The following is a 26,658-nucleotide window of genomic DNA, read 5'->3' as shown; positions in this document are numbered from 1 at the left end:
CGTACCTATACCGCGCATTTATACCATTTATACCGTTTCCGCCGCCTTGATGTTCTCCGCGCGCGGGTTGCGCGGGTCCTGGGTCCAGTTCATGTATGGCTTGCCCGTATCCTGCGGCACCATCGTGATGCAGCCCTGCACCGGACAGGTGATTTCGCACAGGTTGCAGCCCACGCACTCCTCCTTGATCACCTCATACGTGCGCGTGCCGCTGGCTTCATCGATCAGCTGCGCAATCGACTGGTGCGACGTGTCCTCGCACGCCACGTAACAACGGCCGCACTTGATACAGTCGTCCTGGTTGATCTGCGCGATCACCTGGTAGTTCATGTTCAGGTATTTCCAGTCCGTCGTATTCGGCACAGCCTTGCCGACGAATTCGCTGATGCTCTTGTAGCCCTTCTCGTCCATCCAGCGCGACAGGCCGTCCTTCATCTCCTCGACGATGCGGAAGCCGTGCAGCATGGCGGCGGTGCAGACCTGCACGCAGCCCGAGCCCAGCGCCATGAACTCCGCCGCGTCGCGCCAGTTGCCGATGCCGCCGATGCCGGAAATCGGCAGGCCCTTGGTCTGCGGGTCGCGCGCGATCTCGGCCACCATGTTCAGCGCGATAGGCTTGACGGCGGAACCGCAATAGCCGCCGTGGGTGCTGGCGCCGCCGACGATGGGGAAGGCCACCATCTGGTCCAGGTCCAGATGGGTGATGGAGTTGATGGTGTTGATCAGCGAAACCGCATCCGCACCGCCGGCCTTGGCGGCGCGCGCCGGTGCGCGCACGTCGGTGATGTTGGGCGTGAGCTTGACGATGACCGGCAATTTGGAGTGCGTCTTGCACCAGCGCGTGACCATCTCCACGTACTCGGGAACCTGGCCCACGGCCGCGCCCATGCCGCGTTCCGGCATGCCGTGCGGGCAGCCGAAGTTAAGCTCGATGCCGTCGGCGCCGGTGGCTTCCACCAGCGGCAGGATGTCGGCCCACAGCTTCTCTTCGCATGGCAGCATCAGCGAGACGATGATGACGCGATCCGGCCAATCCTTCTTCACCTGCGTGATTTCGGTCAGGTTGATTTCCAGCGAACGGTCGGTAATCAGCTCGATGTTGTTGAAGCCGAGGACTTCGCGGTTCTTGCCGTAGTGCGCCGAATAGCGCGACGACACGTTGACGGCGGCGGGGTCTTCGCCCAGCGTCTTCCACACCACACCGCCCCACCCTGCTTCAAATGCGCGCACCACGTTATAGGCCTTGTCCGTCGGCGGCGCGGAGGCCAGCCAGAACGGATTGATGGACTTGATGCCGCAGAATTCTATGCTCAGGTCAGCCATTATGCAGCCTCCTTCATACCGTTGATGTCTTGATGGATGGCGTGTGCCGCCAGTTTCCCGTGCTGTACCGCCTGCACGGTCAGGTCCTGTCCGGGCGCCACACAGTCGCCGCCGGCGTAGATGCGCGGCAGGACTGTGCGGAACTGATCGTCGACGTGGATTTTGTCACCGTCGCGTTTCAGCGTTTTCGCCAGTGGATCACTGATGCTCTTTTCGTCCATGCCCTGGCCGATGGCCTTGAAGATCGCGTCGGCCGCGATCTCGAAGGTCTCGCCGGTGCCGGCCAGGCGGCCGTTGACGATTGCAGTTTTCTCGAAGCGCATGCCGCGCACGCGGCCCGCTTCATCCAGCAGCACTTGCTGCGGCTGGGCCCAGGTACGCATGCGGACCTGGTTTTCTTTCGCGATGTGTTGTTCATGTTCGGTGGCGCTCATCGCATCGAAGCCGCGACGGTACACCAGCGTTACCTCTTCCGCGCCGAGGCGTTGGATCTGCACCGCCATGTCGATGGCGGTGTTGCCGGCGCCGATGACGATGGCGCGTGCAGGCAGCGGCAGCTTGCTCAGGTCATCGGCCTGGCGCAGCGCGGCGATGTAGTCGACGGCGGCCAGCAGGCCTGGCGCGTCCTCGCCGGTCAGGCCCAGCTGCTTGCTGGCGCCCAGGCCCAGGCCGAGGAACACGGCGTCGTACTGCGCGTGCAGGTCTTTCAGCTGCACATTGCCACCCAGCGCCTGGCCGTGCTTGATCTCGATGCCGCCGATTTGCAGCAGGAAGTCCACTTCCTTCTGCGCGAAGTTATCGGTCAGCTTGTACTTGGCGATGCCGTATTCATTCAGGCCGCCGGATTTTTCCTTCGCTTCGAAGATGACCACGTCGTTGCCCAGCATCGCCAGGCGGTGCGCGCACGACAGGCCCGCAGGGCCGGCGCCGACCACGGCGATCTTCTTGCCGGTAGAGGCGGCGCGCTTGAACGGATGTTCGGCGATGGTCATGTTGTCGATGGCGTAGCGCTGCAGCAGGCCGATCTTCACCGGCTGGCCTTCCGCATCGTGGTTGCGCACGCAGGCGTCCTCGCACAGGATCTCGGTCGGACAGACGCGCGCGCAGCTGCCGCCCAGGATGTTCTGCTTGAGGATGCCGACGGCCGCGCCGTTGATGTTCTCGTCGTGGATATTGCGGATAAAGCTGGCGACGTCGATATCGGACGGGCAGATGCGCGTACAAGGCGCATCGTAGCAATACAGGCAGCGCGAACTTTCAATCGCTGCCTGGCGCGCATTCAGCGCTGGCGCCAGGTCGGTGAAGTGTTCAGCCAATGTGGCATTGGCTTCCTTCGGCTGGGGCATGTATTTGAGAGATTCGATCATCATACGATTTCCTGGCTAGACGTTGTGGCGATGGTGGCGATTACTTCATCTGAGGGAATGCAAATTCTGCGCCAGCGCTTGCGGTGTTCGGCCAGCGCTGCATCACCGCCTTGTGGCGCGTGTAGAAACGCACGCCTTCGGGACCATAAGCATGATGATCGCCGAACAGGCTGCGCTTCCATCCGCCGAAACTGTTGAAGGCCATCGGCACCGGCAGCGGCACATTCACGCCCACCATGCCAACCTGGATCTGACGAACAAACTCGCGCGCCACGCCGCCATCGCGTGTGTAGATCGCCACGCCGTTGCCATACTCGTTACGGTTGATCAGCTCCACCGCGCTGCCCACGTCCGGCGAACGCAGCATGCACAGCACGGGGCCGAAAATCTCTTCCTTGTAGATCGTCATATCCGGCGTGACGTGGTCGAACAAAGTACCGCCGATGAAGAAGCCGTTCTCGCGTCCGGCCACCACATGGTTGCGTCCATCGACCACCAGTTTCGCGCCCTGCTCCACACCCTCGCCGATCAAGCGTTCTATGCGCTGCTTGGCCGCGCTGGAAACGACAGGCCCCATTTCGGCATCCGACGCCATACCGTCGCGCACTTTCAGTGCGGCGGTGCGCTTTGCCAGTGCGTCGACGATCTTGTCGCCGGCATCGCCGACCGCAACCACCACGGAGATCGCCATGCAGCGCTCACCTGCGGAACCGTAGGCCGCGCCCATCAGCGCATCGACGGTCATCTCCATGTCCGCATCCGGCATGACGACCATGTGGTTCTTCGCGCCGCCCAGTGCCTGTACGCGCTTGCCCGCAGCGCAGCCACGCGAGTAGATGTATTCGGCAATCGGCGTCGAGCCGACGAAGCTCACCGCCTGCACCACCGGATGTTCGAGCAAGGCGTCGACCGTCACCTTGTCGCCCTGGATGACGTTGAACACGCCGTCCGGCAAACCAGCTTCCTTCAGCAGCCGCGCATGCAGCAGCGACGGCGATGGATCGCGCTCGGAAGGCTTGAGGATAAAGGTGTTACCGCATGCCAGCGCAACCGGGAACATCCACATCGGCACCATCACCGGGAAGTTGAACGGCGTGATGCCGGCCACCACGCCCAGCGCCTGGCGCATCGACCAGGCGTCGATACCGCGCGAGATCTGGTCGGTGAATTCGCCCTTCAGCAGCTGAGGTATGCCGACCGCGAATTCCACCATCTCGATACCGCGCGCCACTTCGCCTTGCGCATCGGCGAAGGTCTTGCCGTGTTCACGCGTCAGCATCGCCGCGAATTCGTCGGTGTGCTGCTGGCACAGTTGCAGGTATTTGAACAGAACGCGGGCCCGCGTCAGCGGCGGCGTGGCGGACCACGACGGGAAGGCTTTTTCCGCGGCGCGCACGGCGGCATCGACTTCTTCCGTCGTACCCAGGGCGACCCTGGCCACCGGCTCGCCCAGCGCGGGATTGAACACGTCCGCATAGCGGCCGCTTTGCGTATCGACTTTAACGCCGTTGATGTAATGGGTGATGGTGTCCAGGTTACTCATGATCTTCTTTCAAAAAGCGTTCAGCCCAGCAGGCTGTCCGCGTCTACATAGGTATAGCCAAGGCCGTGCGCCACCGCTTCATAGGTGACGTGGCCGAGACAAACATTCAATCCGTTCTTCAGGTGCGGGTTGGCTTTCAGCGCTTTCTGCCAGCCCTTGTCGGCCAGCGCCACCGCGTGGCCGATGGTTGCGTTATTCAGTGCGAAGGTCGACGTGCGGGCGACGGCGCCCGGCATGTTGGCCACGCAGTAGTGGATCACGCCGTCGACCACGTAGGTCGGCTTTTCGTGCGTGGTGGCGTGCGAGGTTTCGAAGCAGCCGCCCTGGTCGATGGCGACGTCCACCACCACCGCGCCCGGCTTCATGCGCGCGATCATGTCCTTCGTCACCAGCTTGGGCGCCGCAGCGCCGGGCACCAGCACGCCGCCGATCACCAGGTCCGCGTCGAGCACCGCTTCCTCGATCGAGTGCGCGTTCGAATACATGGTGGAGATGCGGTTGCCGTAGATGAGGTCCAGCTGGCGCAGGCGGTCGATGTTCTTGTCCAAAATCGTCACGCGCGCGCCGATGCCGACCGCCATCTGTAATGCATTGGTGCCGACCACGCCGGCGCCGATGATAGCGATGTGGCCGGGCGCCACGCCAGGCACGCCGCCCAGCAGCAAGCCCATGCCGCCCTTGGATTTTTCCAGGTGCGCGGCGCCTGCCTGTATCGACATGCGCCCTGCCACTTCGCTCATCGGCGCCAGCAGCGGCAAGCCGCCGTTGGCGCCGGTGATGGTTTCGTAGGCGATGCAGACCGCGCCCGATTCCACCAGCGCCTTGGTTTGCTCCGGGTCCGGCGCCAGGTGCAGGTAGGTGTAGAGGATCTGGCCCTTGCGCAGCATCGCGCATTCTTCCGGCTGCGGTTCCTTCACTTTGACGATCATCTCGGCGCGCGCGAAGATCTCGGACGCCGTGTCGATGATGGTGGCGCCAGCGCCCTCATACATCGCATCGCTCAAGCCGATGGCGACACCGGCGTTTTTTTGTACAAGTACTTGATGGCCACGCAATACGAGCTCCTTGACGCTGGCCGGGGTAAGGCCAACGCGGGACTCCTGGTTTTTGATCTCTTTTGGGACGCCTACCAGCATGGTGTTCTCCTCGTTAGTTTAAGTTTTTAAGTACCGTCGTCAGCTTTCCAAAAAGTTCGTCGATGTGCTTCTTCTCCAGCACCAGCGGTGGCGAAAGCGCGATGATGTCGCCGGTGGTGCGTATCAACACGCCGTCCGCAAAGGCCTGCTTGAAGGCGGCGAAGGCGCGCGCGCCCGGCTTGCCGGCGATGGGCGCCAGCTCAATGCCGGCGATCAGGCCGATGGTGCGGATATCGATCACGTGCGGCAGGCCTTTGAGCGAGTGCACCGCATCGGCCCAGTATTCGGCCATCCCGGCCGCGTGTTCGAGGATCTTCTGTTCCTTGAACACTTCCAGCGTCGCCAGCGAGGCGGCGCAGGCCACCGGGTGGCCCGAGTAGGTGTAGCCGTGGAACAGCTCAATGCCGGCCGGCGCTTCCATGAAGGCGTCGTGGATGTGTTTTTTGCTGAACACCGCACCCATCGGAATCACGCCGTTGGTCAGGCCTTTGGCGGTGGTCATCATGTCCGGTTCGACGTCGAAGTAGTCGGCCGCGAACGGTGTGGTCAAACGGCCGAAGCCAGTGATCACTTCATCGAAGATCAGCAGGATGCCGTGCTTGGTGCACAGCTCGCGCAGGCGCTTCAGATAGCCCTTCGGTGGTATCAGCACGCCGGTGGAACCGGCCACCGGTTCGACGATCACCGCCGCGATGGTCGAGGCGTCGTGCAGCGCGACGATGCGTTCCAGTTCGTCGGCCAGCTCGGTGCCGTATTCCGGCTCGCCGCGCGTGTAGGCGTTCTTCTCCAGGTTGTGCGTGTGCGGCAGGTGGTCGACGCCGGGCAGCATCACGCCATACGGCTTGCGGTTGCCGGCGATGCCGCCGACCGAGATGCCGCCGAAGCCGACGCCGTGGTAGCCGCGCTCGCGGCCGATCAGGCGCGTGCGGCTGGCTTCACCGCGCGCCTTGTGATACGCCAGCGCGATCTTCAGCGCCGTGTCCACCGCCTCGGAACCGGAGTTGGTGTAGAACACATGGCCGAACTTGTGGTTGGTGTACTCCATCAGCTTTTCGGCCAGGTCGAAGGCGGCCGGGTGGCCCATCTGGAAGGTCGGCGCGAAATCGAGCTGGCCCACCATCTCGCGCACGGCGGCGACGATCTTCGGCTGCGCGTGGCCGCACGGTACGCACCACAGGCCAGCGGTGCCGTCCAAAATGCTGTTGCCGTCGACGTCCTTGTAGTACATGCCGTTGGCCGACACCAGCAGGCGCGGGTGGGCTTTGAAATCGCGGTTGTTCGTGAAAGGCATCCAGAAGGACGCCATCGATTCAGGTCTGGATTCGTTCATGCTCATCTCCTGGGAACTAACTTGCGGATATTTTTGACGAACCGTAAAAAAATTTACCAGTTGGCAAAATGATGATGCAATAATAGACAGCGCAACAACTATGGCACAGATACACAAATATCAAAACTGTCCAACCGTACTGGCAACAAAAACACTACAGTTTTGATTTCAGCAGTCATTGGAGTCAAGGATGGAAGCAGCGAATTCTGTGATCGATCAAGCGGACTGCGCGCCCGATGCCGGCGGCTGGCCGGTGCTCGCCATAGAGCGCAGCAGGAAGGGCAGCCTGGTCGACCAGATCGTCTCGGCCATCAGTGGCATGGTCGGCCGCCGCGAGTTGCGCGTGGGAACGAAAATGCCGTCGGTGCGGCAATTCGCGAAGTGTAATGGCATCAGTACCTTTACAGTTGTCGAATCCTATGACCGCCTGGTGACGCTGGGGCTGTTGTCGTCGCGCCGCGGTTCCGGCTATTTCGTGGCCCGCCAGGACGTTCCCGCAACACTGCTGCCGTCCATGCTGCAGGTCACGCCAACCGCCATCGACGCCCTCACGCCCGACCTCTATTCCGGCACCTCGGACGCGCTGGCCGTGGGCGCAGGCTGGCTCCCGCCCGAGTGGTACGGCGAGGACACCATCCTCGACGCCGTGCGCCACGCGATGCGCATCCCGGCCAACCGCCTGCGCGGCTACGGCCATCCGCTCGGCTTCCCCTCGCTGCGCCAGCAGTTGTCGGCCACGCTGAGCGACGAACTGTTCCCGGTCGAACCGGAACAGGTGCTGCTGACCCACGGCGCCACCCACGCCTTCGACCTGATCCTGCGCACGCTGACCAAGCCGGGCGACACCGTCTTCGTCGAGGATCCCGGCTACAGCAACCTGCTGTCGCTGATACGCCACCACGGCTGTGTGGCGGTCGGCATACCGCGCGGCGAGAACGGCCTCGATTTCGACGCGCTGGCGCGGCAGGCCGCGCTCACCCAGCCCAAGCTCATGTTCGTCAACACAGTGCTGCAAAACCCGCTGGGCACTTCGCTCAGCGTGGCGCAGGCGCACCGCCTGCTGGGCGTGGCCGAGCAGTTCGACTTCTGGCTGGTGGAGGACGACATCTACCGCGAGCTGGCGCCGCGCGGGGAAGCCTCGCTGGCGGCGATGGACGGCTTGCGGCGCGTGATCCGCGTCGGCAGTTTTTCCAAGACCTTGTCGCCGGTGCTGCGGGTGGGTTCGATCTGCGCCTCGGCCTCGCTGATCCCCGAGCTGCTGCGCGTGAAGATGCTGGCCGGGCTGACCACCTCCGAGATCAACGAACGCGCCGTCTACCACGCCATCACGGCGCGGCCCTACAAGCGCATGGTGGAAAAGCTGATCGCCCAGCTGGAGGCCGGCCGCGAACGCGCCATCGACAGCCTGCGCAGCGCCGGCATGGAGCCGCTGGCCAGGCCGAGGGGCGGCATGTTCGTCAGCGCCGGCTGGAGCGCCGCGCCCAGCGCCGAATGGAACGGCAAGATCATCGCCGACCTGGCGCTCAAGTCCGGCATCCTGCTGTCGCCGTGCGATTTCTTCATGCTGCGCGCGCCGGAATCGATCTGGTTCCGCTTCAACGTGGCCTACACCGACCATCCTCAACTCCTGACCTTCCTGAGACTCACATGCCGACAGCAAAACTGAATGCAGAGCCAGCGCCGAAGATCAAACGGCGTGTTCTCAACCGCGACAAACTGGAAGCGGACATCGCCGCCGAAGCGGTGCGGGTGTTCGCCGAATGCGGCTATGAAGGCACCTCCATCGCCACCGTGGCGGAGAACGCCGGGCTGTCGAAGCAGAACCTGATGTACTACTTCCCCACCAAGCAGGCGCTGTACCAGCGCGTGCTGGACGAGGTACTGGACGAATGGCTGGAACGGATGGAGAACCTGGCCGCCGAGGACCAGGATCCGCGCGACGTGCTGCGCACCTACATCCAGGCCAAGCTGCGGTTCTCGCGCGAGCAGCCGTGGGCGTCGCGCGTGTATGCGATGGAAGTGATCAGCGGCGCGCAGCTGTACGGCGCGCAGATACAGAGCCGCGTGGTGCCGCTGCTGCGCAAGGATATCGAGGTGTTCGAGAAGTGGATCAGCGCCGGCAAGGTGGCGCCAATCAATGCGACGCATCTGCTGTTTGCGATCTGGGCGATGACGCAGTCCTATGCGGACTTCTCGGCCCAGATGGCGCTGGTGCTGAACCGCAAACAGCTGACTAAAAAAGACTTCGACGATGCCGAGCAGGTCATCGTCGATATGGTGCTGGCGGCGATCAGCGTGCCGCAGCCTGCTGCTTGCGGCGACGCGCCATGAAGCCCACCAGGCCCAGGCCTGCCAGCATCATGGCGTAGGTTTCAGGTTCCGGCACAGGTGTCGAGAAGCCCTTCACATCGACCGCCTTGAAGAAGTGGTCGGCATTGATCTGCACCGACGAGCTCCACGAATTGACGATCACGTTGCCGTCGATGACGCCGCTGCCGCCGTTGACGCTGGCCAGAGGCGCCAGGATATTGCCGGTGACGCCGGTGTGGATGCCCAGGTCGGTCGCCTGGTAGAAGTTGAACAGCACGTTGTAATTCTCAAAGCCCTGGTAGCCGCCGTTGAAGCTGCCCTTGTCGCCGCTGATGTTCATGATCAGGGTCGAGCCGGCGGTCAGGTTGCTGAAGTTGAAGTAGGTGACTTTCGACAGCGTCTTGGCGTCGATGTCGAACACTTCCACACCGGTCTTGCTCTTGGTGCCGGCGATGTTCAGGCCGCCCCACTGTTCGGTCGCGGTGCCGGTGGTGCTCAGCTTGGACAGCGAGGACGAGGTGGCGGTCAGCTTGCCGGCCAGGGAGCTCATGTTGACAGGCGCGGTGCCGGTCTGGATCTTTGAGTACACATCGACCTGCTTGGTCACGCTGGACGTGCGGCCGACAAAGGTGTCGCCGTTCTTGATCGAGCCGCTGGTGAATTTCAGGTCGCGGCCGACGATCAGCGAATAGTGGCCGAAGGCGTCGACGTTGTTGGCGTTGACGGAGTAGCTGTTCAACTGCACGTCGCGGCCGGCCATGATGGCGCCTTCGACGTCGGCGCTAGGCGCCTTGAAGTCGGTGAAGGAAAATACATTGGCGCCATGCAGCCCCAGATCCAGCACGGCAGCCTGCGCGCTACCCACGGAAGCAATGGCAAGAACGACAGCGGAAACAGCGGTTTTGACTACAGCGACCATGAATAATTCCTTGATAGCAATTTAAATTACTTCAAGGATATCATGTTTTGTTGCCCTGTGAAACCATTTTAAGTTTTTTTTGCGGCGCTGCAGCATCATTTCCGAACCGCCAAACATACTAAAAAAACCACGCTGCGATGAAAGTCCGCTAAGCTGGCAAATCGTCCATCCACGCCAGAACCAGCATGCCCAGCTTCGAACCATTCCAGTTGCACACCGCCCGCATGACCCTGCGCTTCGTCGACAACGGCGACGCCGATGCGCTGTTCCGCCTGTTTTCCGATCCTGTCGCGCTGCGCTACTGGAGCAGCGCCCCGTGGCTGCACGCCGCCCAGGCCGCCGACAACATCGAGCAAACCCTCAAGGGCTACCAGGATGGCAACGCGCTGCGGCTGGCGATGGTGCTGCCGGACGGCGAACTGATAGGCACCGTCACGCTGTACGCCTTCGACCGCCGCAACCACCGCTGCGAGATCGGCTACATGCTGGCGCGCCCGCACTGGGGCAAACGCTATATGCAGGAAGCGCTGGCGGCGCTGATCGCCCACGGTTTCGGCACGCTGGAACTGCACCGCATCGAAGCCGATATCCATCCCGACAACATTGCTTCCGGCCGCATCCTGGAAGGCCTGCATTTCCAGCGCGAAGGCTTGCTGCGCGAACGCTGGTTTGTCGGCGGCGAGATCTCAGACAGCGTGATCTACGGCCTGCTGCGCAGCGACTGGGACGCTGCAACAGGCATTACACCCGAGCACTGATTTAAGCGCCGCTTATCCGTCGGAATAACCGGTCATCCCGTCCAAACCGCAGTTGATCGGAATCCACTGCGACATGCGGGAAGGCTTTGATACAGTGATTCCATCGCAACGATTTTGATGGAGACGCAAATGAGCAAATTGAACAGCCAGGCCGTGATGGATCTGATGGAAGAAATCTTCCGCGCCTTCGCCCAGACGGTACGCTACGGCGTGCGGCTGGTGCAGCGCATGTCGCCGCCCGCCCTGCTGGGCGCCGCGCTGATCCTGGCCTTCATCCTCACCATCCTGCCGCTGGCGATGGTGCTGTTCGCCTTCTTCCTGGTGCTGAAGATCGCCGTCGGCGCCTGCGTGGTCGGCGGCCGCCGCCAACGCCGCCGCCAGGAGCAGCAGCAATGAAAAAGCGAGGGCTGGCCAAGGCCGGCTACGACAACGCCAAAAGCCTGCTCGACATCATCCGCGAGATAGGCGAAACCGCCACCAGCATGTGGTGGCGGTTCTTCGACTGGCTGGCCCAGGTCGAATGGCGCAAGCTGATGATGGTGTGGCTGCTGTTGCTGCTGTTCGGCCTGACGCCGTTCGGCCTGCCCAAGCAGACCGTCGCCTTCATCGCGCTGTCGCTGGGCCTGAAGGTGCTGGCCGGCGGCAAGCGCAAGGCCGAGCTGGAGGCGCACAGCGCCACCAGCCACGCCGACGAGGAAGGCCTGGAACGGCGCCTGGTCGAGGCGCGCATGGCGGCCTTGCAGGCGCAGGTCGAACCGCACTTCCTGTTCAACACGCTCGCGCTGATCGGCCAGCTGATCGAAACCGATCCGCCGCAGGCTGCGCGCATCCACCAGAATCTGATCGACTACCTGCGCGCCACGCTGCCGCAGATGCGCGCCAAGGGCAGCGGCACGCTGGGCCGGCAGATCGACATGTCGCGCGCCTACCTGGCCATCATGCAGGCGCGCATGGGATCGCGGCTGGCGGTGTCGGTCGACGTGCAGCCGGAAATGCTGAGCGCCACCTTCCCCGTGATGATGCTGCAGATCCTGATCGAGAACGCCATCAAGCACGGCCTGGAGCCGAAGATAGAAGGCGGCCGCATCGACATCCGCGCCAGCGTCGACGGCGCCATGCTGCAAGTGGACGTGCTGGATGATGGCATAGGTTTCAACGTACACGCCGGCGACGGCATCGGCCTGGCCAATGTGCGGGAGCGGCTGCGCATCCTGTACGGCAACCGCGCGCAGCTGGTGATCGAAGCGCCGCTGACCGGCGGCACCCGCGCCAGCATCCGCATCCCGTATGCGCCGGATATTTTTGCCGGGAGTTCGAAATGAATATCGTCACGCCCAACGGCCAACGCCGCGCCACCGCACTGATCGCCGACGACGAGGAACCGATGCGCCGCCAACTGCGCGCACGCCTGCTGGAAGCCTGGCCGGGGCTGGAGATCGTCGCCGAGGCGGCCAACGGCATCGAGGCCGTGGCGCTGGCCGGCCAGTACCAGCCGGACATCGTCTTCCTCGACATCCGCATGCCCGGCCTGTCCGGCATCGAGGCGGCGCGCATGCTGTTCAACCGCTGCCACCTGGTGTTCGTGACGGCCTACGACCAGTATGCGATAGAAGCCTTCGAACAGGGCGCGCTGGATTACCTGCTCAAGCCCGCCGGCGGCGAGCGCTTGAAGACCACCTGCACGCGGCTGCAATCGCTGATCGGCCAGCAGCCGTCCAACATCGAACGCCAGCTGAGCCAACTGCTGTCGAGCCAGAGCAAGCCGTCCGCCAAGCCCGACTACCTGCGCTGGATACAGGCGGTGGTCGGCAACAACCTGCGCATGATCAGCACGCGCGAAGTGCTGTTCTTCCGCGCCGATGAAAAGTACACACGCGTACAGACCGCGCAGGCGGAAGTGTTGATACGCAAAACGCTGAAAGAACTGGCCGACGAACTGGACCCGGACGAATTCTGGCGCATCCATCGCTCGACGCTGGTGCGGGTCGATGCCATCGAAGAAGTCACGCGCGACTTGCGCGGACGGCAGATGGTCAAGATACGCAACTTCGACGAGCAACTGGAAGTCAGCAGAGGCAATACCCATTTGTTCCAGCAAATGTAATCCCCGCCTGATCGTTATCAATATATACTTTCTTTTCTCATCCGTTCGCACCAGTCCGGCGAACGGAGGGCCTCAGAAATCGATCGAATCTGTTCCATACCAAGACAGGGGAGAACACGATGTCCAGCATACCCAAACAAACCCGTTGCAACGTCATACCATGCATGCGCTATCGCGACGCGCCGGCCGCCATCGACTGGCTGTGCACCACGTTCGGCTTTGAAGCGACACTGGTGGTGCCCAACGAAGACGGCACCATCGCCCACGCGCAGCTCAGTTTCGGCAACAGCATGATCATGCTCGGATCGGTGTTCGACACCGAGTTCGGACGCCTGATGAAGCAGCCTTCCGAGATCGGCCAGTTCAACACGCAGAGTTCCTACCTGGTGGTCAACGACGCCGACAAGGTGTACGCCCGTGTGAAAGAGGCTCGCGGCGAGATCCTGCTCGACATCAAAGACGAGGATTACGGTGGACGCGGCTTCACCTGCCGCGACCCCGAGGGGCATATCTGGAGCATCGGCACTTACGATCCGGCGGATTGAGGAGCAGACCATGGGACGTCCGGTACATTTTGAAATCCAGGCAAGCCAGCCGCAGGTGCTGATCGATTTTTACAGCGCGCTGTTCGGCTGGAGTTTCAACAAGTGGGAAGGCGGCGAATACTGGCTGATCGACACGGGCGACGCCAGCCAGCGCGGCATCAACGGCGGCCTGCTGCCGCGCCAGGGCGCGGTGCCCGCAGCGATGCAGAGCGTGAACGCCTTCGTCTGCACGGTCGATGTCGAAAACCTCGACGACACGCTGCAACAGGTGGCGGCCTTGAAGGCCGACGTAGTGGTACCGAAAATGCCGATCCCCGGCATCGGCTGGCTGGCCTACGCCAAGGACCTGGACGGCAACCTGTTCGGCATGATGCAGAGCGACTCCAACGCGGCGTAGCTAGTAGCACAAGGCGAACGAGGCCGCTGTGCCGTTGTAGATGCACGTCCAACGGTTCAGCAGGTCTCTGCCGATGAGGCCATCGATACCCTGCCCCGCCAAACTCACTTCGATCAACGCCAACGTTGAGATACGGTAGCCTGCCGATCGTTTTGTTGAAATTTATGCTGGGCATTTGGGAAGCACGTCGCGATTAATGAAAACGACTTCCTCAACCGGCAAAATTTGTTTCACCAAAAATGGCGTCAGACCAAAGCTGCCATAGCCTGCTTTGATGGCTTCCTCAAAGCTTTCAAAGGTACCGAGTATGGTTTCCCCAGAAATCACCGCAAACTTTCCTTCGTCCGCCAGCAACGCGCCAAGGTTTTGGGCGAATACTTGCAGTTCCTTTTGCAATGTAGACATTTCCAGTTCCTCCATCGGGCATGGAATTTAGCCTAGCACTGTCTTGATGCCGCGCCAAGCGTGCAAAACAAGCTTAGGCCAGCGCGGCGATCAGGTCGTGGTCTGCTACCTGGGTGGGGCGGATGCGGATGATGTTGCGGTACAGCGGCGGCATGGCGGCGCATAGCGCTGCCAGTTCGTCTTCCGGCATGCCCGGCAGCACGTACTGGAATTGCGTCGGATTCTTCAATGGCAGCGGGCCTTCCATCGTCGAGCCATAGGCGCCCAGGTTCATGAAGCTGATCGCTCCATTGTCCGGCCCCTTCGCGAAGACAAAGGTGCCGTCCTTCGGATGGCCGAGATACTGGCGCACTTCTTCCTGCTGCGCCGGCGTGGCGCCGGCCATCAGCTTGTAGCGCAACTGCGCGTAGGCCCGCGTGGTTTCCATGAAGGCGCTGCGGATGCCCGACTGCGACATCCGGCCCGGCATGCACAGCAGCAGATTGCCGAACGAATCCAGCAAGGCCACCGCATCCCCTGCCCCGCCATGTTCGCGGTCACGCGCCATCGCCTGCTGCAGGAACGGCGCCAGACCGGCGTCCGGCTGCTGCGGTGTGCAACGGTAGGCCAGCGCGTCCGGGTATAGCTGCTTGAGCGCGTGGACGATGGCGTGGTCGGGCGCCAGCGTCATCGGGCATTTCAGTTGATGCTGCGGCAGATCGGTGTTGAACAGCTCCATCACCTCGCCGGACGTGGCCTCGAACACCAATGAGCATAAGGCCTGCGTCGGTTCGGAGATGGTTTTTCCGATGAAGAAGGACTTCGGCGCCGCGCCCGAACTGGCGCGCGTGTACAGCGAAGAGCCAAGGATGGCCGGATAGCTGAACGCCGCCTCGGCTTGCGGCCGCAACGCTGGCGGCAGCGCGCTGAAGGTGGCGCTGGCGTCGTAGTTGATGCCCGCGCTTTTGTCCGGCGCAGCCACCACCACATTAAAACCACCGGCCAGGATCGCGCCGCTGCACATACAGCAGGGATCGAGCGAGGTGACGATGGTGATGTCTTGCGGCTCCGGCAGCTCGCGGCCCTTGGCGCGTTCGGCGTAATACCAGTCGATCAACTGGCGCTCGCCGTGCGCGGTCGGGTCGAAGATCAGGCCCTGCTTGATGACGTTGTTGTGCAGCGACTGCAGCACGTTGCCGTGCTGGTCGAGCATCAGGCCGCCGACACCGAAAGTGCCCTGCGTCTTGGCGGCAATCGCCTCCGACGCCGCAATCGCGACGGCGGCCTGCACATCGATGGTCTTTTTGAAGGCCAAGTTTACTTCTTCTTCAAATCAGCGCCGCCGAAGGCGTTCGGCAGTTGTTCGGCTGCGGTGGTTTCGTAGATGTCGCCTTTGAGGTTGGTCAGCAGCACCGGCAGTTCATTGCCGCCCAACTCCAGGATCACCTGGCGGCATGCGCCGCATGGCGCGATGGGGCCGTCGGTTTCGCCGATGACGACCAACTGCGAGAAATCGCCCGGCTTGTAGCCTTGGGCGAAAGCGCTGAAGAAGGCGGTACGTTCGGCGCAGTTGCACAAGCCGTAGGACGCGTTTTCCACGTTACAGCCGTGGAAGACCTTGCCGTCGTTGGTCAGCAAAGCCGCGCCGACCTTGAAGTTGGAGTACGGCGTGTAAGCCTTCAGGCGCGCCGCGGCGGCTTCGACGATCAGTTCTTGTTTGTTCATGTGCGACTCTCTTTAAGGACGGATCGTGCGGTAGATGACAGGGTTAGCGGCCGGCGCGGCGGCGGCGATCTGGTAGGCCGCCTGGATTTCGCGAATCGCCTGATCCGCTGCTTCCTGCGTGCGCGCGTGGACCATCGCCAGCGGCTGGCCGGCTTCGATCTTGTCGCCCAGGCCAACCAGCTCCGTCAAGCCGACAGCGAAGTCGATCGGATCGGCAGCGCGGCGACGGCCACCGCCCAGCGACACCACGGCCAGGCCGATCTCGCGGCAGTTGGCAGCGGCGGCGTAGCCGGAAACCAGCGCAGGCGCCGGCACGATGATGGGCGAACGTTCCAGGTACTTGTCCGGATTGTCCATCAGGTCGGCCGGGCCGCCCAGCGCCACCACCATGCGCGAGAAGCGCTCGGCGGCTTCGCCGCTGTCCAGCGACGCTTGCAGCTTGGCGCGCGCCTCTTCCTCGGTCGCGGCCAGCTTGCCCAGCACCAGCATCTCGGCGCACAGCGCCATCGTCACTTCGTGCAGACGCGCAGGACGCGATTTGCCGCTCAGGTAGTCCATCGCGCCGCGTACTTCCAGCGCGTTGCCGGCGTATGGCGCCAGCGATTCGTTCATGTCGGTCAGGATGGCCGAGGTCATCATGCCGGCGCCGTTGCCGACTTTGACGATGCTGTCCGCCAGCTCCACCGATTTTTCGTAGGTCGGCATGAAGGCGCCGCTGCCCGTTTTAACATCCATCACCAGCGCGTCCAAACCGGCCGACAGCTTCTTCGACAGGATGGAGCCGGTGATCATGGCGACCGATTCCACGGTCGCGGTCACATCGCGCACGCCGTAGAAGATCTTGTCCGATGGCGCCAGAGAAGATGTCTGGCCGATGATGGCGACGCCCACTTCCTTGACCACTTTGCGGAACAGTTCATTGGTCGGCACGGTGGTGTAGCCGGGGATGGAGTCGAACTTGTCCAGCGTACCACCGGTGTGGCCCAGGCCACGGCCGGAGATCATCGGCACGAAGCCGCCGCAGGCTGCGACCATGGGGCCGAGCAGCAGCGAGACCACGTCGCCGACGCCGCCGGTGGAGTGCTTGTCGACCACGGGACCTGGCAGGTCCAGCGAGCGCCAGTCCAGTACTTCGCCGGAGTCGCGCATCGCCAGCGTGAAGGCCACGCGTTCATCCATCGTCATGTCGTTGAAGTAGACCGCCATCGCCAGCGCGGCGATCTGGCCTTCGGTGACGCGGTTCGAGGTGATACCGCCGACGAAGAACTGGATCTCTTCAGCGGTCAGGACGCCGCCGTCGCGCTTCTTGCGAATGATCTCTTGAGGTAAAAACATGGAATTCTCCACTTGGGTAAATTGATAACGCCGCAGTGGAGCTCGCGGCACCCGCGAACCCCGCACTGCGGCGGCGCTCGGGGTCGGACCCCGAACGGGGTCCGACCCCTTCTGTTTGGGGGTTAAACGCCGTATGGAATCCAGACGTTTTTAACCTGCGATGCGTGTGCCAGTACTGCGCGGCCGCCAGATTGCGCGGTGCTGTACCAGTCGCGGCCCTTCGCGCCGCCGACCCAGGTACGCTTGAGCGAAGTCGCCGACAGACGCTCCACTTCAGCACAGCCTTCAGCCGACCCGTCATGACGCCACACCGCGTCGATATCCGAGTGCGTCGCCAGCGTGCGCGCCAGCTCATCGGCCGAACCGGTGATGATGTTGACCACACCATCCGGCAGATCCGACGTATCGAACACCTGATACAGATCGGTCGCCGACAGCGGATGCGCTTCCGACGGCACCACCACCACGCGATTACCCAGCGCGATAGCCGGCGCCACCAGCGAGATGAAGCCCAGCAGCGGCGCTTCGTTCGGGCAGACGATGCCGATCACGCCGACCGGTTCATTCAGCGCGACGGTGATGCCGTGCATAGGCGGCTGGTGCGCCAGGCCGTCGTACTTGTCGGCCCATGCTGCGTAGTAGAACAGGCGCTCGATCGAAGCCTGCACTTCTTTTTCCGCGTTCTTCGTACCGGTCATCGCGGCGATGCGGGCTGCGAATTCCTCGCCGCGTGCGGCCAGATTTTCAGCGATGTAGTACAGAACCTGTGCGCGGTTGTGCGACGTGGCTTTCGCCCAGCCGCCAGCCTTGTGCGCCGCTTCCACCGCGTTGCGGATGTCCTTGCGGTTGCCTTCGCCGACTTCGCCGATGAAGGCGCCGTCGGCGCCGTGGATGGCGCGGCTGTAGGCGCCGTCAGGGCGTGCCTGCTTGCCGCCGATGTACAGCTTGGCGGTGCGGTCGATGGCGAACGCGCCACCGGCTGCCGGTGCTGCCGCCTTGGCTTTGGCCTTGGCTTCCACCACTGGCGATGCAGGACGCGCATCTTCCGATTTCGCGGTCAGATATTCGTACATGCCTTCGCGGCCGCCTTCACGACCGAAGCCGGATTCGCGGTAGCCGCCAAAGCCGCAAGCGGCGTCGAACTGGTTGGCGGTGTTAATCCACACCACGCCGGCCTTGATCTGCGGCGCGACATCCAGCGCCAGCGAGATGTTCTCGGTCCAGACGCAGGCGGCCAGGCCGTAGACGGTGTTGTTCGCTAGTTGCACGGCTTCCGGCGGAGTGCGGAAGCTCATCGCCACCAGCACTGGGCCGAAGATTTCGGCTTGCGCCACGGCGGCTGAAGTCGATGCGCCGGTGATCAGCGTTGGAGGGAACCACGAGCCGTTGGCAGGGATTTCGCACTTAGGCTGATACACCTCGCAACCCTCGGCGCGGGCCGATTCCACCAGGCCGGCGATGCGCTGCTGCTGCACCGGATCGACCAGGGCGCCGATGTCCATCGACTTGTCCAGCGGCGAGCCGAGGGTCAGCTTGTCCATGCGGGCGCGCAGCTTGGCCAGGAACTTATCCTGCACCGATTCCTGCACCAGCAGGCGCGAACCTGCGCAGCATACCTGGCCTTGATTGAACCAGATCGAATCGACCAGGCCTTCAACGGCTGCATCCAGGTCGGCATCGTCGAACACGATGAACGGCGACTTGCCACCCAGTTCCAGCGACAGCTTCTTGCCGCTGCCTGCGGTGGCAACGCGGATCAAACGGCCTACTTCGGTCGAGCCGGTGAAGGCCAGCTTGTCGATGCCTGGATGGTTGACGATGGCTTCGCCCACGCGGCCGTCGCCGGTGACGATGTTGACCACACCGGCAGGCACACCGGCCTGCACGCAGATCTCGGCGAACAGCATCGCGGTCAGCGAGGTGAATTCGGCCGGTTTGAAGACGATGGTGTTACCGGCGGCCATGGCCGGTGCGATTTTCCACGACAGCATCAGCAGCGGGAAATTCCAAGGCACGATCTGGCCGACCACGCCGACGGCGCGGTAGTCCGCGAATTCCTCGGCTTGCAGTTGCGCCCAGCCGGCATGGTAGTAGAAGTGACGCGCCACCAGCGGCAAGTCGACATCGCGGGTTTCGCGGATGGTCTTGCCGTTGTCCAGCGTCTCCAGCACGGCGAACAGGCGCGCGTGCTTCTGCATCAGGCGGGCCAGCGAGTACATGACCTTGGCGCGGCCATGGCCGCCCAGTGCCTGCCAGCCCGGCTGCGCGGCGCGCGCGGCTGCCACGGCGCGATCGACGTCGCTGCCGGTGGCCTGGGTCAGGTCGGCCAGTTTGGCCGCATCGGCTGGATTGGTCGAGGCGAACAACTCGCCCGGCTCGCTCCACTGGTTGTCGATGAACAGGCCGAAGGTGCGGCCGTGCTGCTCCAGCCACGCTTGCGCTTCTTTCGTGCTTTCCGGTGCTGGGCCGTATTCCATGGTGTTCAGGATCTCTTTGATGGTTGGCATGACGTGTCCGTATTCTGATGTTTGCGCGTTAAGGTTGAGCATGACGGTGTGCGGCGGAGTAGTTGCCGGTCACATAGTGCTCAAGCTGGCGTTCGATGTCGGTCAGCAGGCTGGATGCGCCGATGCGGAACAGGTGCGGCTCCAGCCACTCGTTACCCAGCTCTTCCTTCATCAGCGACAGGTACTGCAGCGCGGCCTTGGCCGTGCCGACGCCGCCCGCCGGCTTGTAGCCGATCTTGAAGCCGGTCTGCTCGTGGTAGTCGCGAATCGCGCGCACCATCGTCAGCGACACCGGGATCGTCGCGTTGACCGGCTCTTTTCCGGTGGAGGTCTTGATGAAGTCCGCACCAGCCATCATGCAGACCCACGAAGCCTTGGCCACGTTTTCCAGAGTGACCAGTTCACCGGTCGCCAGAATCGCCTTGACGTGCGCTTCGCCGCAAGCCTTGCGGTAAGCCAGCATCTCGTCGTACAGCGCTTGCCAGTTGCCCGTCAAAACGTGCTGGCGGGTGATGACGATGTCGATCTCGGTCGCGCCTGCGGCCACCGACAATTCGATCTCGCGCACCTTGGTTTCCATGCTGGTCAGGCCAGCCGGGAAGCCGGTCGACACGGCGGCGATAGGCAGGCGGCCTTGCAGCACCTGGGTCGCCGGCTTGATCATCTCGTGGTACACGCAGACAGCGCCGGTGGTCAGCTTGTAGTCTTGCAGGCCCAGTGCCTCCACCAGGTCCGAACGCAGCGGACGCATTGCCTTCATGCACAGGCGCTCGACGCGGCCCGGCGTATCGTCGCCGGACAGCGTGGTCAGGTCGATCAGGCCGATGGCCTTGACCAGCCAGGCGGCCTGGAATTCCTTCTTCACCGTGCGGCGGTTCGCCAGACTGGCGGCGCGGCGGTCGGCTGCGCTCTTGTTGATGTGGATGTGGTTGATCCAGCCCAGGTCCAGCGGGACCGCTTCGTTGCGCTTGAAATCGGTGATGATGCTCATAACAGATTGCTTCCGTGGGAAAGTGGTTTGACGCCGAGGTGATGGGCCAGGGTCTGGCCGATGTCGGAGAAGGTTTCGGAGATCGGCAGCTGCTGCGCCTTCACGCCCGGGCCGAAGAAAATCATCGGGATGTGTTCGCGGGTGTGGTCGGAGCCAGGCCAGGTCGGATCGCAGCCATGGTCGGCGGTGATCACCACCAGGTCGCCCTCTTTCAGCTTGGCGATGAACTCCGGCAGGCGGGCGTCCATCTCGTGCAGTGCGTTCGAGTAGCCGGTGACGTCGCGGCGGTGGCCGAAGGCCTGGTCGAAGTCGACGAAGTTCACGAAGGTCAGCGACTTGTCGCCGGCTTCTTCTTCCACCTTCATCAGCGCGTCGAACAGCGCCATATTGTCCTTGCCCTTGACCAGGCGCGATACGCCCTGGGTCGCGAAGATGTCGCTGATCTTGCCGAGGGCGATGACTTCGCCGCCGTCGTTCTTCACATGGTCCAGCAGCGTAGGGGCCGGCGGTGCGACCGCGTAGTCGTGACGGTTGGTGGTGCGGGTGTAGTTGCCGTCGGCGCCGACGAACGGACGCGCGATCACGCGGCCGATGTTGTAAGGCTCGACCAGCTTGAAGGCGATCTCGCAGATTTCATACAGCCGCTCCAGGCCGAACGATTCTTCGTGCGCGGCGATCTGCAGCACCGAGTCGGCGGAGGTGTAGATGATAGGCTTGCCGCTGGCGACGTGCTCGTCGCCGTGCTTGTTGATGATCTCCGTACCCGATGCGTGGCAGTCGCCCAGGAAGCCCGGCACGCCGGCCAGTTCCTGCAGCTTGGCGGTCAGCTCGGCCGGGAACGACGGCACCGTTTTAGGGAAGTAGCCCCAGTCGAATTCCACCGGCACGCCGGCGATTTCCCAGTGGCCGGACTGCGTGTCCTTGCCGGTCGAGCGCTCGCGCGCCGCACCGTAGGCGGCGGTGAAGCCGTCGCGCTGTTCAAAGCCGGCGGCCCACTGGCCGCTGGCGGTATGGGCGGCCGCGGCCAGGCCCAGTTTTTCCATGGTCGGCAGCGACATCGGCGTGCCGTTCTTGGCGGCCCACTCGGCGATGTGGCCGAAGGTGTTGGCGCCGACGTCGTTGTACTTCGCGGCATCGGGCGTGGCGCCCAGACCAAACGAATCGAGCAAGAGGATAAATGCGCGTTTCATAATTTCGAACTCCTATAAAGCAGAAGGGGCGGACATTTGGCCGCCCCTCGGGAATCTTACGCCTGCGGCGTTTTGGCCACGTTGGCCAGGAAGCCCAGGATCACTTCGATCAGCGAGGTCGCCGCGACAGCCGCGTATTTCAGGGTCTGCTCGTGCGACAGCGGGAACGGCGACAGGCCTTCCGCCAGGTTGGTGATGGCCGACACGCCGACCACTTTCAGGCCGCAGTGACGGGCCGACACCACTTCCGGCACCACCGACATGCCGACCATGTCCGCACCCAGCGTCTTGAAGGCGCGGATTTCGGCAGGGGTCTCGAAGTTAGGACCTGCGTAGGCGATGTACACGCCGTCGTGCAGGGTGACGTTCTTCTCTTTGGCCGAGGTGTGCAGCAGCGCGCGCAGGTCGGCGTCGTAGGCGTTGGCCATGCTGAAGAAGCGCGGGCCGAAGCGTTCGTCGTTCGGGCCCATCATCGGGGTGCCCGGCAGGTAGTTGATATGGTCGGTCAGCGCCACCAGCGAGCCGGCGTCGACTTCGGTGCGCAGCGAACCTGCGGCGTTGGTCACGAACAGCATCTCGCAGCCCAGCAGCTTCATGGTGCGCACGGCGCTGGTCATCACGCCCAGGCCGTAGCCTTCGTAGACGTGGCCGCGGCCCTTCATGCACACCACCGATACGCCCGACAGGGTGCCGATCACCAGTTCGCCGGCGTGGCCATGCACGGTGCTGATCGGGAAGCCTGGCAGTTCGTTGAAGCTGATCGTGACCGCGTCGGTCATTTGTTCCGCCAGCACGCCCAGGCCGGAACCCAGAATCATTGCGATGCGCGGCTTGAAGCCCGCAGGGACACGGGCGCGAATGATGTCAGCTGCCTGGAATGGGGAATTATTAGACATGGTTATCCTCTGTTTTTCTGTTGTGGCTGGGGAAGCTGACACTATGCATCATCCTCTATATGTATGGCAAATACCATTTTTCTTCAGAATTTATACAAAACTCGTATAAATCGGCGGTATTATAAATCAAGGCAAACTTAGCTGCCGTGCGTGATTGACTTGATTTGAACAAATGTTTACCATGATGGACAAATGTTTTAGCGAGCACCCCGTGACCGACTCCTCCAAGAAGGACCAGCTCTACCAGCTGATCCGCGCCAACCCCTTTATCTCCCAGCAGGACCTGGCGGTGGAACTGCGCCTGTCGCGCTCCGCCGTGGCCGGCCACATCGCCGGCCTGATACGCGAACGGCGGCTGCTGGGCCGCGCCTACGTGCTGCCGGACAAGCGTCCGGTGATGTGCATAGGCGCCGCCAACCTGGACCGCAAGCTGCGCACCATCGCCCCCATGCAGCTGGGTACATCCAACCCCGCCACCGCCGAGGAAGTCTACGGCGGCGTGGCGCGCAATATCGCCGAGAACCTGTCGCGCCTGAACCTGCCGACCGCGCTGCTGACCGCATTGGGCGACGACGTCGCCGGCCGCAGCCTGCAGGACCACGCGGAAAGCGCCGGCATCGACACGCGCGGCAGCCTGAAACTGCCGGAAACGCCCACCGGCACCTACACCGCCATCCTCGACGACGCCGGCGAATTGGTGGTGGCGCTGGCCGACATGGCGCTGTACGACCGCCTGACGCCGGAGTTCCTGTCCAGCCGCCAGCCGCAGCGCTCCGCCGCCGCGATGACGGTGGTGGACCTGAACCTGCCGGCCGACAGCATCGCCCTGCTGCTCGATCACGCCCGCGCCGACAACGTGCCGCTGGTGATCGTGGCCGTGTCGCAGCCGAAGATGGCCCGCCTGCCGGCCGATCTGAAAGGCCTGCGCCTGCTGATATTGAACCGCGGCGAACTGGAAACCCGCGCCGGCCGCGCCCTGCCGACCGAAGCCGACGTGCGCGCCGCCTGCCGCGAAGTGCAGGCACAGGGCGCGCAGGACGTCATCGTCACCTGCGGCAGCCAGGGCGTGTTCCACACCCGCGACGGCGAGCTGGTATGGCTGGCCGCGCACCAGGTGGACGTGATCGACGTCACCGGCGCCGGCGACGCCTTCTCGGCCGCCGTCTGCTGGTCGCTGTATCAAGGCAGCCAGGATCTGACGCTGGCCTGCCGCCGTGGCCTGAAGGTGGCCGCGATGACGCTCGAATCCCAGGAAACCGTCTCGCCGATGCTGGCCGCCGATGTCCTCGACGAGATCCACGACTTCGACCTGTCGGCGGAGTACAACCCGCCGCTCTTCCCCAACAAGGCATAAGGAATCACACCATGCACCAATACCTCCTCTTTTCGCCCGAAGTGGCCGCCGCCCGCGCCGCCGGCAAGGCCATCGTCGCGCTGGAATCGACCATCATTTCGCACGGCATGCCGTATCCGCAGAATGTGCAGATGGCGCGTGAAGTCGAACAGATCATCCGCGACGGCGGCGCCGTGCCGGCCACCATCGCCATCATCGGCGGCAAGATCTGCATCGGCCTGTCGGAAGAACAGCTGGAACTGCTGGGCACCTCGCCCGACGCCATGAAGGTCAGCCGCCGCGACCTGCCCTACGTGCTGTCGCAATCGAAACTGGGTGCCACCACCGTGGCGGCCACCATGATCTGCGCCGAACTGGCCGGCATCTCCGTGTTCGTCACCGGCGGCATCGGCGGCGTGCACCGTGGCGCCGAGACCAGCTTCGACATCTCGGCCGATTTGCAGGAACTGGCGCAAACGTCGGTGGCGGTGGTGTGCGCCGGCGTCAAGTCCATCCTCGACATCGGCCTGACGCTGGAATACCTGGAGACGCATGGCGTGCCGGTGGTCAGCGTGGGCCAGCGCGGCTTCCCCGCCTTCTTCACGCGCGAGAGCGGCTTCAACGCCGACTTCCAGCTCGACACGGCCACTGAGCAAGCGGCCTTCATCCACACCAAGTGGCAGCTGGGCCTCAAGGGCGGCGTGGTGGTCAGCAATCCGGTGCCGGCCGATGAAGCGATGCCGAAGGCGGAGATCGACGCCATCACCGCGCAAGCCTTGCAGGAAGCCGATGCGCAAGGCGTCACCGGCAAGAACGTCACGCCCTTCCTGCTGTCCCGCATCAAGCAGCTGACCGAAGGCCGCAGCCTGGCGACCAACATCGCGCTGGTGAAGAACAACGCCCGTTGCGGCGCCGCCCTCGCGGTGGCCATGCTGGCACACTGACTTCGAATCACATCGCCCAAAGAACGCCATGTCCATCGATCTGAAACAATTAAAGTACTTCCTCGCCGTCGCAGAAGAAAAGAGTTTCAGCCGCGCCGCCGAGCGCCTGCACATTTCGCAGCCGCCTTTGAGCCAGCAGATCATGAAGCTGGAGAGTGAACTGGGTGTGAAGCTGTTCGCCCGCACCACCCGCACCTTCGAGCTGACGGTGGCGGGCAAGGCCTTGATGAGCGAGGCGGCCGACCTGCTGGGCAAGATGCGCATGACCATCGACACCATCCGCCAGATCGACCGCGGCGAAGTGGGTCGGCTGCGGGTGGGCATCGTCGGTTCGGCGATGTGGGGGCCGATACCGAGTTTGCTGGAAGAGTTCCAGACCAAGTTCCCGCGCGTGAGCTGGACCCTGCACGAACTGGGTCCGACGCTGCAGTACGACGCGCTGCGCGCCAAACAGATCGACGTCGGCTTCTGGCGCGAGCCCAAGCTGGACGAGGATGACCTGAAAAACGACAACCTGCGCCAGGAACTGTGCTTCCGCGAAGACGTGTGCGTGGCCATCAACGAGCATCACCCGCTGGCCAAGGAAGAAGCGATCGAGCTGACCGACATCGCCGACGAGCCGATGCTGACGCTGGCGCTGGACAAGTCGTCCTTCCCGCGCTACCTGATTCAATGCTGTGTGAAGGCCGGCTTCCAGCCGACGATATTCCAGGAGGCGTCCGAGCCGCAGACGCTGCTGGCGATGGTGGGTGCCGGCTTGGGTGTGGCGCTGCTGCCGGAGACCACCAGCCGCATCGGCTGGCCGGGCGTGGTGTTCCTGCCGATTCGTACCAATCCGCCGTCGGCGAATCTGTACATCACCTACACCACGCTGGACGACGCGCCGGTGGTGCGGGCTTTCCTGAATATCCTCAACCCGGTAAAGCCCGGGGTGTAACGGCTTAGTGCGTAACGCCGCCCGCTTCGCGCATGTCCACATCGTGGGCCAGCGTGGTGCGGATGGCGATGCGCAGGCCTTCCACCATGTCCTCCAGCTTCATGCTGGCCGAACCCGGATGCGCGGCCGCCTGCTGCGGCAGATACGGTATGTGAATGAAACCGGCGCGCATGGTCGTGCCCCATTCGTGCGCCTGATGCATCAGGCTATAGAACACGTGGTTGCACACATAAGTCCCCGCCGTCTGCGACACCGACGACGGCAGCCCTGCTTCGCGCAGCGCATGCACGATGGCCTTGATCGGCAGCGTGGCAAAGTAGGCAGCCGGGCCGCTGGTGACGATGGGCTGGTCGACGATCTGCCGCTTCTGGTTGTCGGCGATGGGCGCGTCGTCGATGTTGATGGCGATGCGCTCCACCGACAAATCGACGCGGCCGCCCGCCTGCCCCACCGCGATCACGATGCAGGGCTGGAGCTCCTCCACCGCCTGGTGCATCACCTTGCTGGCCTGGCCGAACACGCACGGCAGCTGGCGCGCGTGGACCACGAAGTCGCCTTCGTGCCAGCCCTGGAGGGTGCGCACCGCTTCCCACGAGGGGTTGATGGTCTCCTTGTTAAACGGTTCGAACCCCGTCAACAATATTATCTTTTTCATCTACTGGACTCCGATTGCTGCGCTGTTTG

Annotated in this window: 26 protein-coding genes; 11 read left to right on the top strand and 15 right to left on the bottom strand. The window is 63.3% G+C overall.

All coding sequences use genetic code 11. The features are described 5' to 3' along the window. Window positions 1-27 precede the first annotated feature (27 nt). Genes preA through DUGA2_RS03790 form a run of 5 tightly spaced genes read right to left on the bottom strand, consistent with a single transcriptional unit; the run spans window position 28 to window position 6,699 of the window. Entirely contained in the window at window positions 28-1,323 is a 1,296-nt protein-coding gene (preA, locus tag DUGA2_RS03810) for an NAD-dependent dihydropyrimidine dehydrogenase subunit PreA (RefSeq protein ID WP_070267277.1), read from the bottom strand. Next, window positions 1,323-2,693 carry an NAD(P)-dependent oxidoreductase gene (locus tag DUGA2_RS03805; protein ID WP_083296195.1) on the bottom strand — a complete coding sequence of 457 codons (1,371 nt, stop codon included), beginning with the start codon at window positions 2,691-2,693 and terminating at the stop codon, window positions 1,323-1,325. Before DUGA2_RS03805 ends, preA begins: the two co-directional genes overlap by 1 nt. Before the next feature lie 37 nt (window positions 2,694-2,730). Continuing rightward, window positions 2,731-4,233, bottom strand: a complete 1,503-nt coding sequence (locus DUGA2_RS03800; protein ID WP_070267276.1) for a CoA-acylating methylmalonate-semialdehyde dehydrogenase — start codon at window positions 4,231-4,233, stop codon at window positions 2,731-2,733. Window positions 4,234-4,253: 20 nt separating this feature from the next. Beyond that, window positions 4,254-5,369, bottom strand: coding sequence for an alanine dehydrogenase (gene ald / locus DUGA2_RS03795; RefSeq protein ID WP_070267275.1), 1,116 nt, complete (start codon window positions 5,367-5,369; stop codon window positions 4,254-4,256). Between the two features lie 13 nt (window positions 5,370-5,382). Then, window positions 5,383-6,699, bottom strand: coding sequence for an aspartate aminotransferase family protein (locus tag DUGA2_RS03790; protein ID WP_070267274.1), 1,317 nt, complete (start codon window positions 6,697-6,699; stop codon window positions 5,383-5,385). A 190-nt stretch (window positions 6,700-6,889) separates the two neighbouring features. Here DUGA2_RS03790 and DUGA2_RS03785 point away from each other — a divergent pair, with 190 nt between their 5' ends. Both DUGA2_RS03785 and DUGA2_RS03780 read left to right on the top strand, forming a co-directional pair. Next, the gene (locus DUGA2_RS03785; protein ID WP_070267273.1) at window positions 6,890-8,365 is read left to right on the top strand and encodes a PLP-dependent aminotransferase family protein; all 1,476 of its coding nucleotides are present in this window, start codon (window positions 6,890-6,892) and stop codon (window positions 8,363-8,365) included. Further along, window positions 8,347-9,030 (top strand): TetR/AcrR family transcriptional regulator, encoded by a 684-nt coding sequence (locus DUGA2_RS03780; protein WP_008445556.1) that lies wholly within the window; start codon window positions 8,347-8,349, stop codon window positions 9,028-9,030. Before DUGA2_RS03785 ends, DUGA2_RS03780 begins: the two co-directional genes overlap by 19 nt. Here the strand turns inward: DUGA2_RS03780 and DUGA2_RS03775 are convergent. After that, on the bottom strand, window positions 8,990-9,928 hold the full coding sequence (locus tag DUGA2_RS03775) for a choice-of-anchor A family protein (RefSeq protein WP_070267272.1): 939 nt from the start codon (window positions 9,926-9,928) through the stop codon (window positions 8,990-8,992). The two genes, DUGA2_RS03780 and DUGA2_RS03775, sit on opposite strands and share 41 nt — an antisense overlap. Before the next feature lie 185 nt (window positions 9,929-10,113). Between DUGA2_RS03775 and DUGA2_RS03770 the strand changes: the two genes are divergently transcribed. From DUGA2_RS03770 to DUGA2_RS03745, 6 genes are all read left to right on the top strand, one after another. Further along, a complete protein-coding gene (locus DUGA2_RS03770; RefSeq protein WP_070267271.1) occupies window positions 10,114-10,686 on the top strand; it encodes a GNAT family N-acetyltransferase in 573 nt (190 codons plus the stop codon). Window positions 10,687-10,815: 129 nt separating this feature from the next. Beyond that, window positions 10,816-11,082 carry a hypothetical protein gene (locus DUGA2_RS03765; protein ID WP_070267270.1) on the top strand — a complete coding sequence of 89 codons (267 nt, stop codon included), beginning with the start codon at window positions 10,816-10,818 and terminating at the stop codon, window positions 11,080-11,082. Continuing rightward, the gene (locus DUGA2_RS03760; protein WP_070267269.1) at window positions 11,079-12,008 is read left to right on the top strand and encodes a sensor histidine kinase; all 930 of its coding nucleotides are present in this window, start codon (window positions 11,079-11,081) and stop codon (window positions 12,006-12,008) included. The genes DUGA2_RS03765 and DUGA2_RS03760 overlap by 4 nt, the downstream gene beginning before the upstream one ends. Beyond that, window positions 12,005-12,790: a LytTR family DNA-binding domain-containing protein gene (locus tag DUGA2_RS03755; protein WP_070267268.1), complete on the top strand. Its 786-nt coding sequence runs from the start codon at window positions 12,005-12,007 to the stop codon at window positions 12,788-12,790. The genes DUGA2_RS03760 and DUGA2_RS03755 overlap by 4 nt, the downstream gene beginning before the upstream one ends. Window positions 12,791-12,909: 119 nt before the next feature. Continuing rightward, entirely contained in the window at window positions 12,910-13,335 is a 426-nt protein-coding gene (locus DUGA2_RS03750) for a VOC family protein (protein ID WP_070267267.1), read from the top strand. A gap of 10 nt (window positions 13,336-13,345) precedes the next feature. Further along, window positions 13,346-13,732 carry a VOC family protein gene (locus tag DUGA2_RS03745; RefSeq protein ID WP_070267266.1) on the top strand — a complete coding sequence of 129 codons (387 nt, stop codon included), beginning with the start codon at window positions 13,346-13,348 and terminating at the stop codon, window positions 13,730-13,732. 162 nt (window positions 13,733-13,894) lie between these two features. Here the strand turns inward: DUGA2_RS03745 and DUGA2_RS03740 are convergent, their stop codons facing one another. From DUGA2_RS03740 to xapA, 8 genes are all read right to left on the bottom strand, one after another. Next, complete coding sequence (locus tag DUGA2_RS03740) at window positions 13,895-14,137, bottom strand: hypothetical protein (protein WP_141753184.1); 243 nt, start codon at window positions 14,135-14,137, stop codon at window positions 13,895-13,897. Window positions 14,138-14,210: 73 nt separating this feature from the next. Further along, a complete protein-coding gene (locus DUGA2_RS03735) occupies window positions 14,211-15,431 on the bottom strand; it encodes a nucleoside deaminase (RefSeq protein WP_070267264.1) in 1,221 nt (406 codons plus the stop codon). Window positions 15,432-15,433: 2 nt separating this feature from the next. Beyond that, a complete protein-coding gene (locus DUGA2_RS03730; RefSeq protein WP_070267263.1) occupies window positions 15,434-15,841 on the bottom strand; it encodes a cytidine deaminase in 408 nt (135 codons plus the stop codon). Window positions 15,842-15,853: 12 nt separating this feature from the next. Continuing rightward, window positions 15,854-17,176 carry a thymidine phosphorylase gene (gene deoA, locus DUGA2_RS03725; RefSeq protein ID WP_070267262.1) on the bottom strand — a complete coding sequence of 441 codons (1,323 nt, stop codon included), beginning with the start codon at window positions 17,174-17,176 and terminating at the stop codon, window positions 15,854-15,856. A 122-nt stretch (window positions 17,177-17,298) separates the two neighbouring features. Next, window positions 17,299-19,683 carry an aldehyde dehydrogenase family protein gene (locus DUGA2_RS03720; protein WP_373994821.1) on the bottom strand — a complete coding sequence of 795 codons (2,385 nt, stop codon included), beginning with the start codon at window positions 19,681-19,683 and terminating at the stop codon, window positions 17,299-17,301. Window positions 19,684-19,711: 28 nt separating this feature from the next. Beyond that, window positions 19,712-20,674 carry a deoxyribose-phosphate aldolase gene (gene deoC / locus DUGA2_RS03715; protein ID WP_070267261.1) on the bottom strand — a complete coding sequence of 321 codons (963 nt, stop codon included), beginning with the start codon at window positions 20,672-20,674 and terminating at the stop codon, window positions 19,712-19,714. Beyond that, window positions 20,671-21,864, bottom strand: a complete 1,194-nt coding sequence (locus DUGA2_RS03710) for a phosphopentomutase (RefSeq protein ID WP_070267260.1) — start codon at window positions 21,862-21,864, stop codon at window positions 20,671-20,673. The genes deoC and DUGA2_RS03710 overlap by 4 nt, the downstream gene beginning before the upstream one ends. 56 nt (window positions 21,865-21,920) lie before the next feature. Next, window positions 21,921-22,760 (bottom strand): xanthosine phosphorylase, encoded by an 840-nt coding sequence (gene xapA / locus DUGA2_RS03705; RefSeq protein ID WP_026335059.1) that lies wholly within the window; start codon window positions 22,758-22,760, stop codon window positions 21,921-21,923. 211 nt (window positions 22,761-22,971) lie between these two features. Here xapA and DUGA2_RS03700 point away from each other — a divergent pair, with 211 nt between their 5' ends. From DUGA2_RS03700 to DUGA2_RS03690, 3 genes are read left to right on the top strand one after another with little or no spacing between them, the layout of a single operon-like run. Continuing rightward, on the top strand, window positions 22,972-24,114 hold the full coding sequence (locus DUGA2_RS03700) for a carbohydrate kinase (protein WP_070267648.1): 1,143 nt from the start codon (window positions 22,972-22,974) through the stop codon (window positions 24,112-24,114). 11 nt (window positions 24,115-24,125) lie between these two features. Continuing rightward, complete coding sequence (locus tag DUGA2_RS03695; protein WP_070267259.1) at window positions 24,126-25,037, top strand: pseudouridine-5'-phosphate glycosidase; 912 nt, start codon at window positions 24,126-24,128, stop codon at window positions 25,035-25,037. Between the two features lie 28 nt (window positions 25,038-25,065). After that, window positions 25,066-25,974, top strand: coding sequence for a LysR family transcriptional regulator (locus DUGA2_RS03690; RefSeq protein WP_008445529.1), 909 nt, complete (start codon window positions 25,066-25,068; stop codon window positions 25,972-25,974). Window positions 25,975-25,978: 4 nt separating this feature from the next. Here DUGA2_RS03690 and pcp read toward each other — a convergent pair whose 3' ends face one another. Beyond that, window positions 25,979-26,629: a pyroglutamyl-peptidase I gene (pcp, locus tag DUGA2_RS03685; protein ID WP_070267258.1), complete on the bottom strand. Its 651-nt coding sequence runs from the start codon at window positions 26,627-26,629 to the stop codon at window positions 25,979-25,981. Between the last annotated feature and the right edge of the window lie 29 nt (window positions 26,630-26,658).

Origin of the sequence: Duganella sp. HH101 (assembly GCF_001758795.1) — a bacterium.
In the GTDB taxonomy this organism is placed as follows: domain Bacteria; phylum Pseudomonadota; class Gammaproteobacteria; order Burkholderiales; family Burkholderiaceae_D; genus Rugamonas; species Rugamonas rivuli.
The sequence above is the reverse complement of the archived record's forward strand: the minus strand, read 5'-3'. Positions and strand labels throughout refer to the sequence as shown.

Coding starts and splice junctions, on each gene's coding strand:
- preA (WP_070267277.1), bottom strand. CDS start 1,323: ATGGCTGACCTGAGCATAGAATTCTGCGGCATCAAGTCCATCAATCCG.
- DUGA2_RS03805 (WP_083296195.1), bottom strand. CDS start 2,693: ATGATGATCGAATCTCTCAAATACATGCCCCAGCCGAAGGAAGCCAAT.
- DUGA2_RS03800 (WP_070267276.1), bottom strand. CDS start 4,233: ATGAGTAACCTGGACACCATCACCCATTACATCAACGGCGTTAAAGTC.
- ald (WP_070267275.1), bottom strand. CDS start 5,369: ATGCTGGTAGGCGTCCCAAAAGAGATCAAAAACCAGGAGTCCCGCGTT.
- DUGA2_RS03790 (WP_070267274.1), bottom strand. CDS start 6,699: ATGAACGAATCCAGACCTGAATCGATGGCGTCCTTCTGGATGCCTTTC.
- DUGA2_RS03785 (WP_070267273.1), top strand. CDS start 6,890: ATGGAAGCAGCGAATTCTGTGATCGATCAAGCGGACTGCGCGCCCGAT.
- DUGA2_RS03780 (WP_008445556.1), top strand. CDS start 8,347: ATGCCGACAGCAAAACTGAATGCAGAGCCAGCGCCGAAGATCAAACGG.
- DUGA2_RS03775 (WP_070267272.1), bottom strand. CDS start 9,928: ATGGTCGCTGTAGTCAAAACCGCTGTTTCCGCTGTCGTTCTTGCCATT.
- DUGA2_RS03770 (WP_070267271.1), top strand. CDS start 10,114: ATGCCCAGCTTCGAACCATTCCAGTTGCACACCGCCCGCATGACCCTG.
- DUGA2_RS03765 (WP_070267270.1), top strand. CDS start 10,816: ATGAGCAAATTGAACAGCCAGGCCGTGATGGATCTGATGGAAGAAATC.
- DUGA2_RS03760 (WP_070267269.1), top strand. CDS start 11,079: ATGAAAAAGCGAGGGCTGGCCAAGGCCGGCTACGACAACGCCAAAAGC.
- DUGA2_RS03755 (WP_070267268.1), top strand. CDS start 12,005: ATGAATATCGTCACGCCCAACGGCCAACGCCGCGCCACCGCACTGATC.
- DUGA2_RS03750 (WP_070267267.1), top strand. CDS start 12,910: ATGTCCAGCATACCCAAACAAACCCGTTGCAACGTCATACCATGCATG.
- DUGA2_RS03745 (WP_070267266.1), top strand. CDS start 13,346: ATGGGACGTCCGGTACATTTTGAAATCCAGGCAAGCCAGCCGCAGGTG.
- DUGA2_RS03740 (WP_141753184.1), bottom strand. CDS start 14,137: ATGTCTACATTGCAAAAGGAACTGCAAGTATTCGCCCAAAACCTTGGC.
- DUGA2_RS03730 (WP_070267263.1), bottom strand. CDS start 15,841: ATGAACAAACAAGAACTGATCGTCGAAGCCGCCGCGGCGCGCCTGAAG.
- deoA (WP_070267262.1), bottom strand. CDS start 17,176: ATGTTTTTACCTCAAGAGATCATTCGCAAGAAGCGCGACGGCGGCGTC.
- DUGA2_RS03720 (WP_373994821.1), bottom strand. CDS start 19,683: ATGCCAACCATCAAAGAGATCCTGAACACCATGGAATACGGCCCAGCA.
- deoC (WP_070267261.1), bottom strand. CDS start 20,674: ATGAGCATCATCACCGATTTCAAGCGCAACGAAGCGGTCCCGCTGGAC.
- DUGA2_RS03710 (WP_070267260.1), bottom strand. CDS start 21,864: ATGAAACGCGCATTTATCCTCTTGCTCGATTCGTTTGGTCTGGGCGCC.
- xapA (WP_026335059.1), bottom strand. CDS start 22,760: ATGTCTAATAATTCCCCATTCCAGGCAGCTGACATCATTCGCGCCCGT.
- DUGA2_RS03695 (WP_070267259.1), top strand. CDS start 24,126: ATGCACCAATACCTCCTCTTTTCGCCCGAAGTGGCCGCCGCCCGCGCC.
- DUGA2_RS03690 (WP_008445529.1), top strand. CDS start 25,066: ATGTCCATCGATCTGAAACAATTAAAGTACTTCCTCGCCGTCGCAGAA.
- pcp (WP_070267258.1), bottom strand. CDS start 26,629: ATGAAAAAGATAATATTGTTGACGGGGTTCGAACCGTTTAACAAGGAG.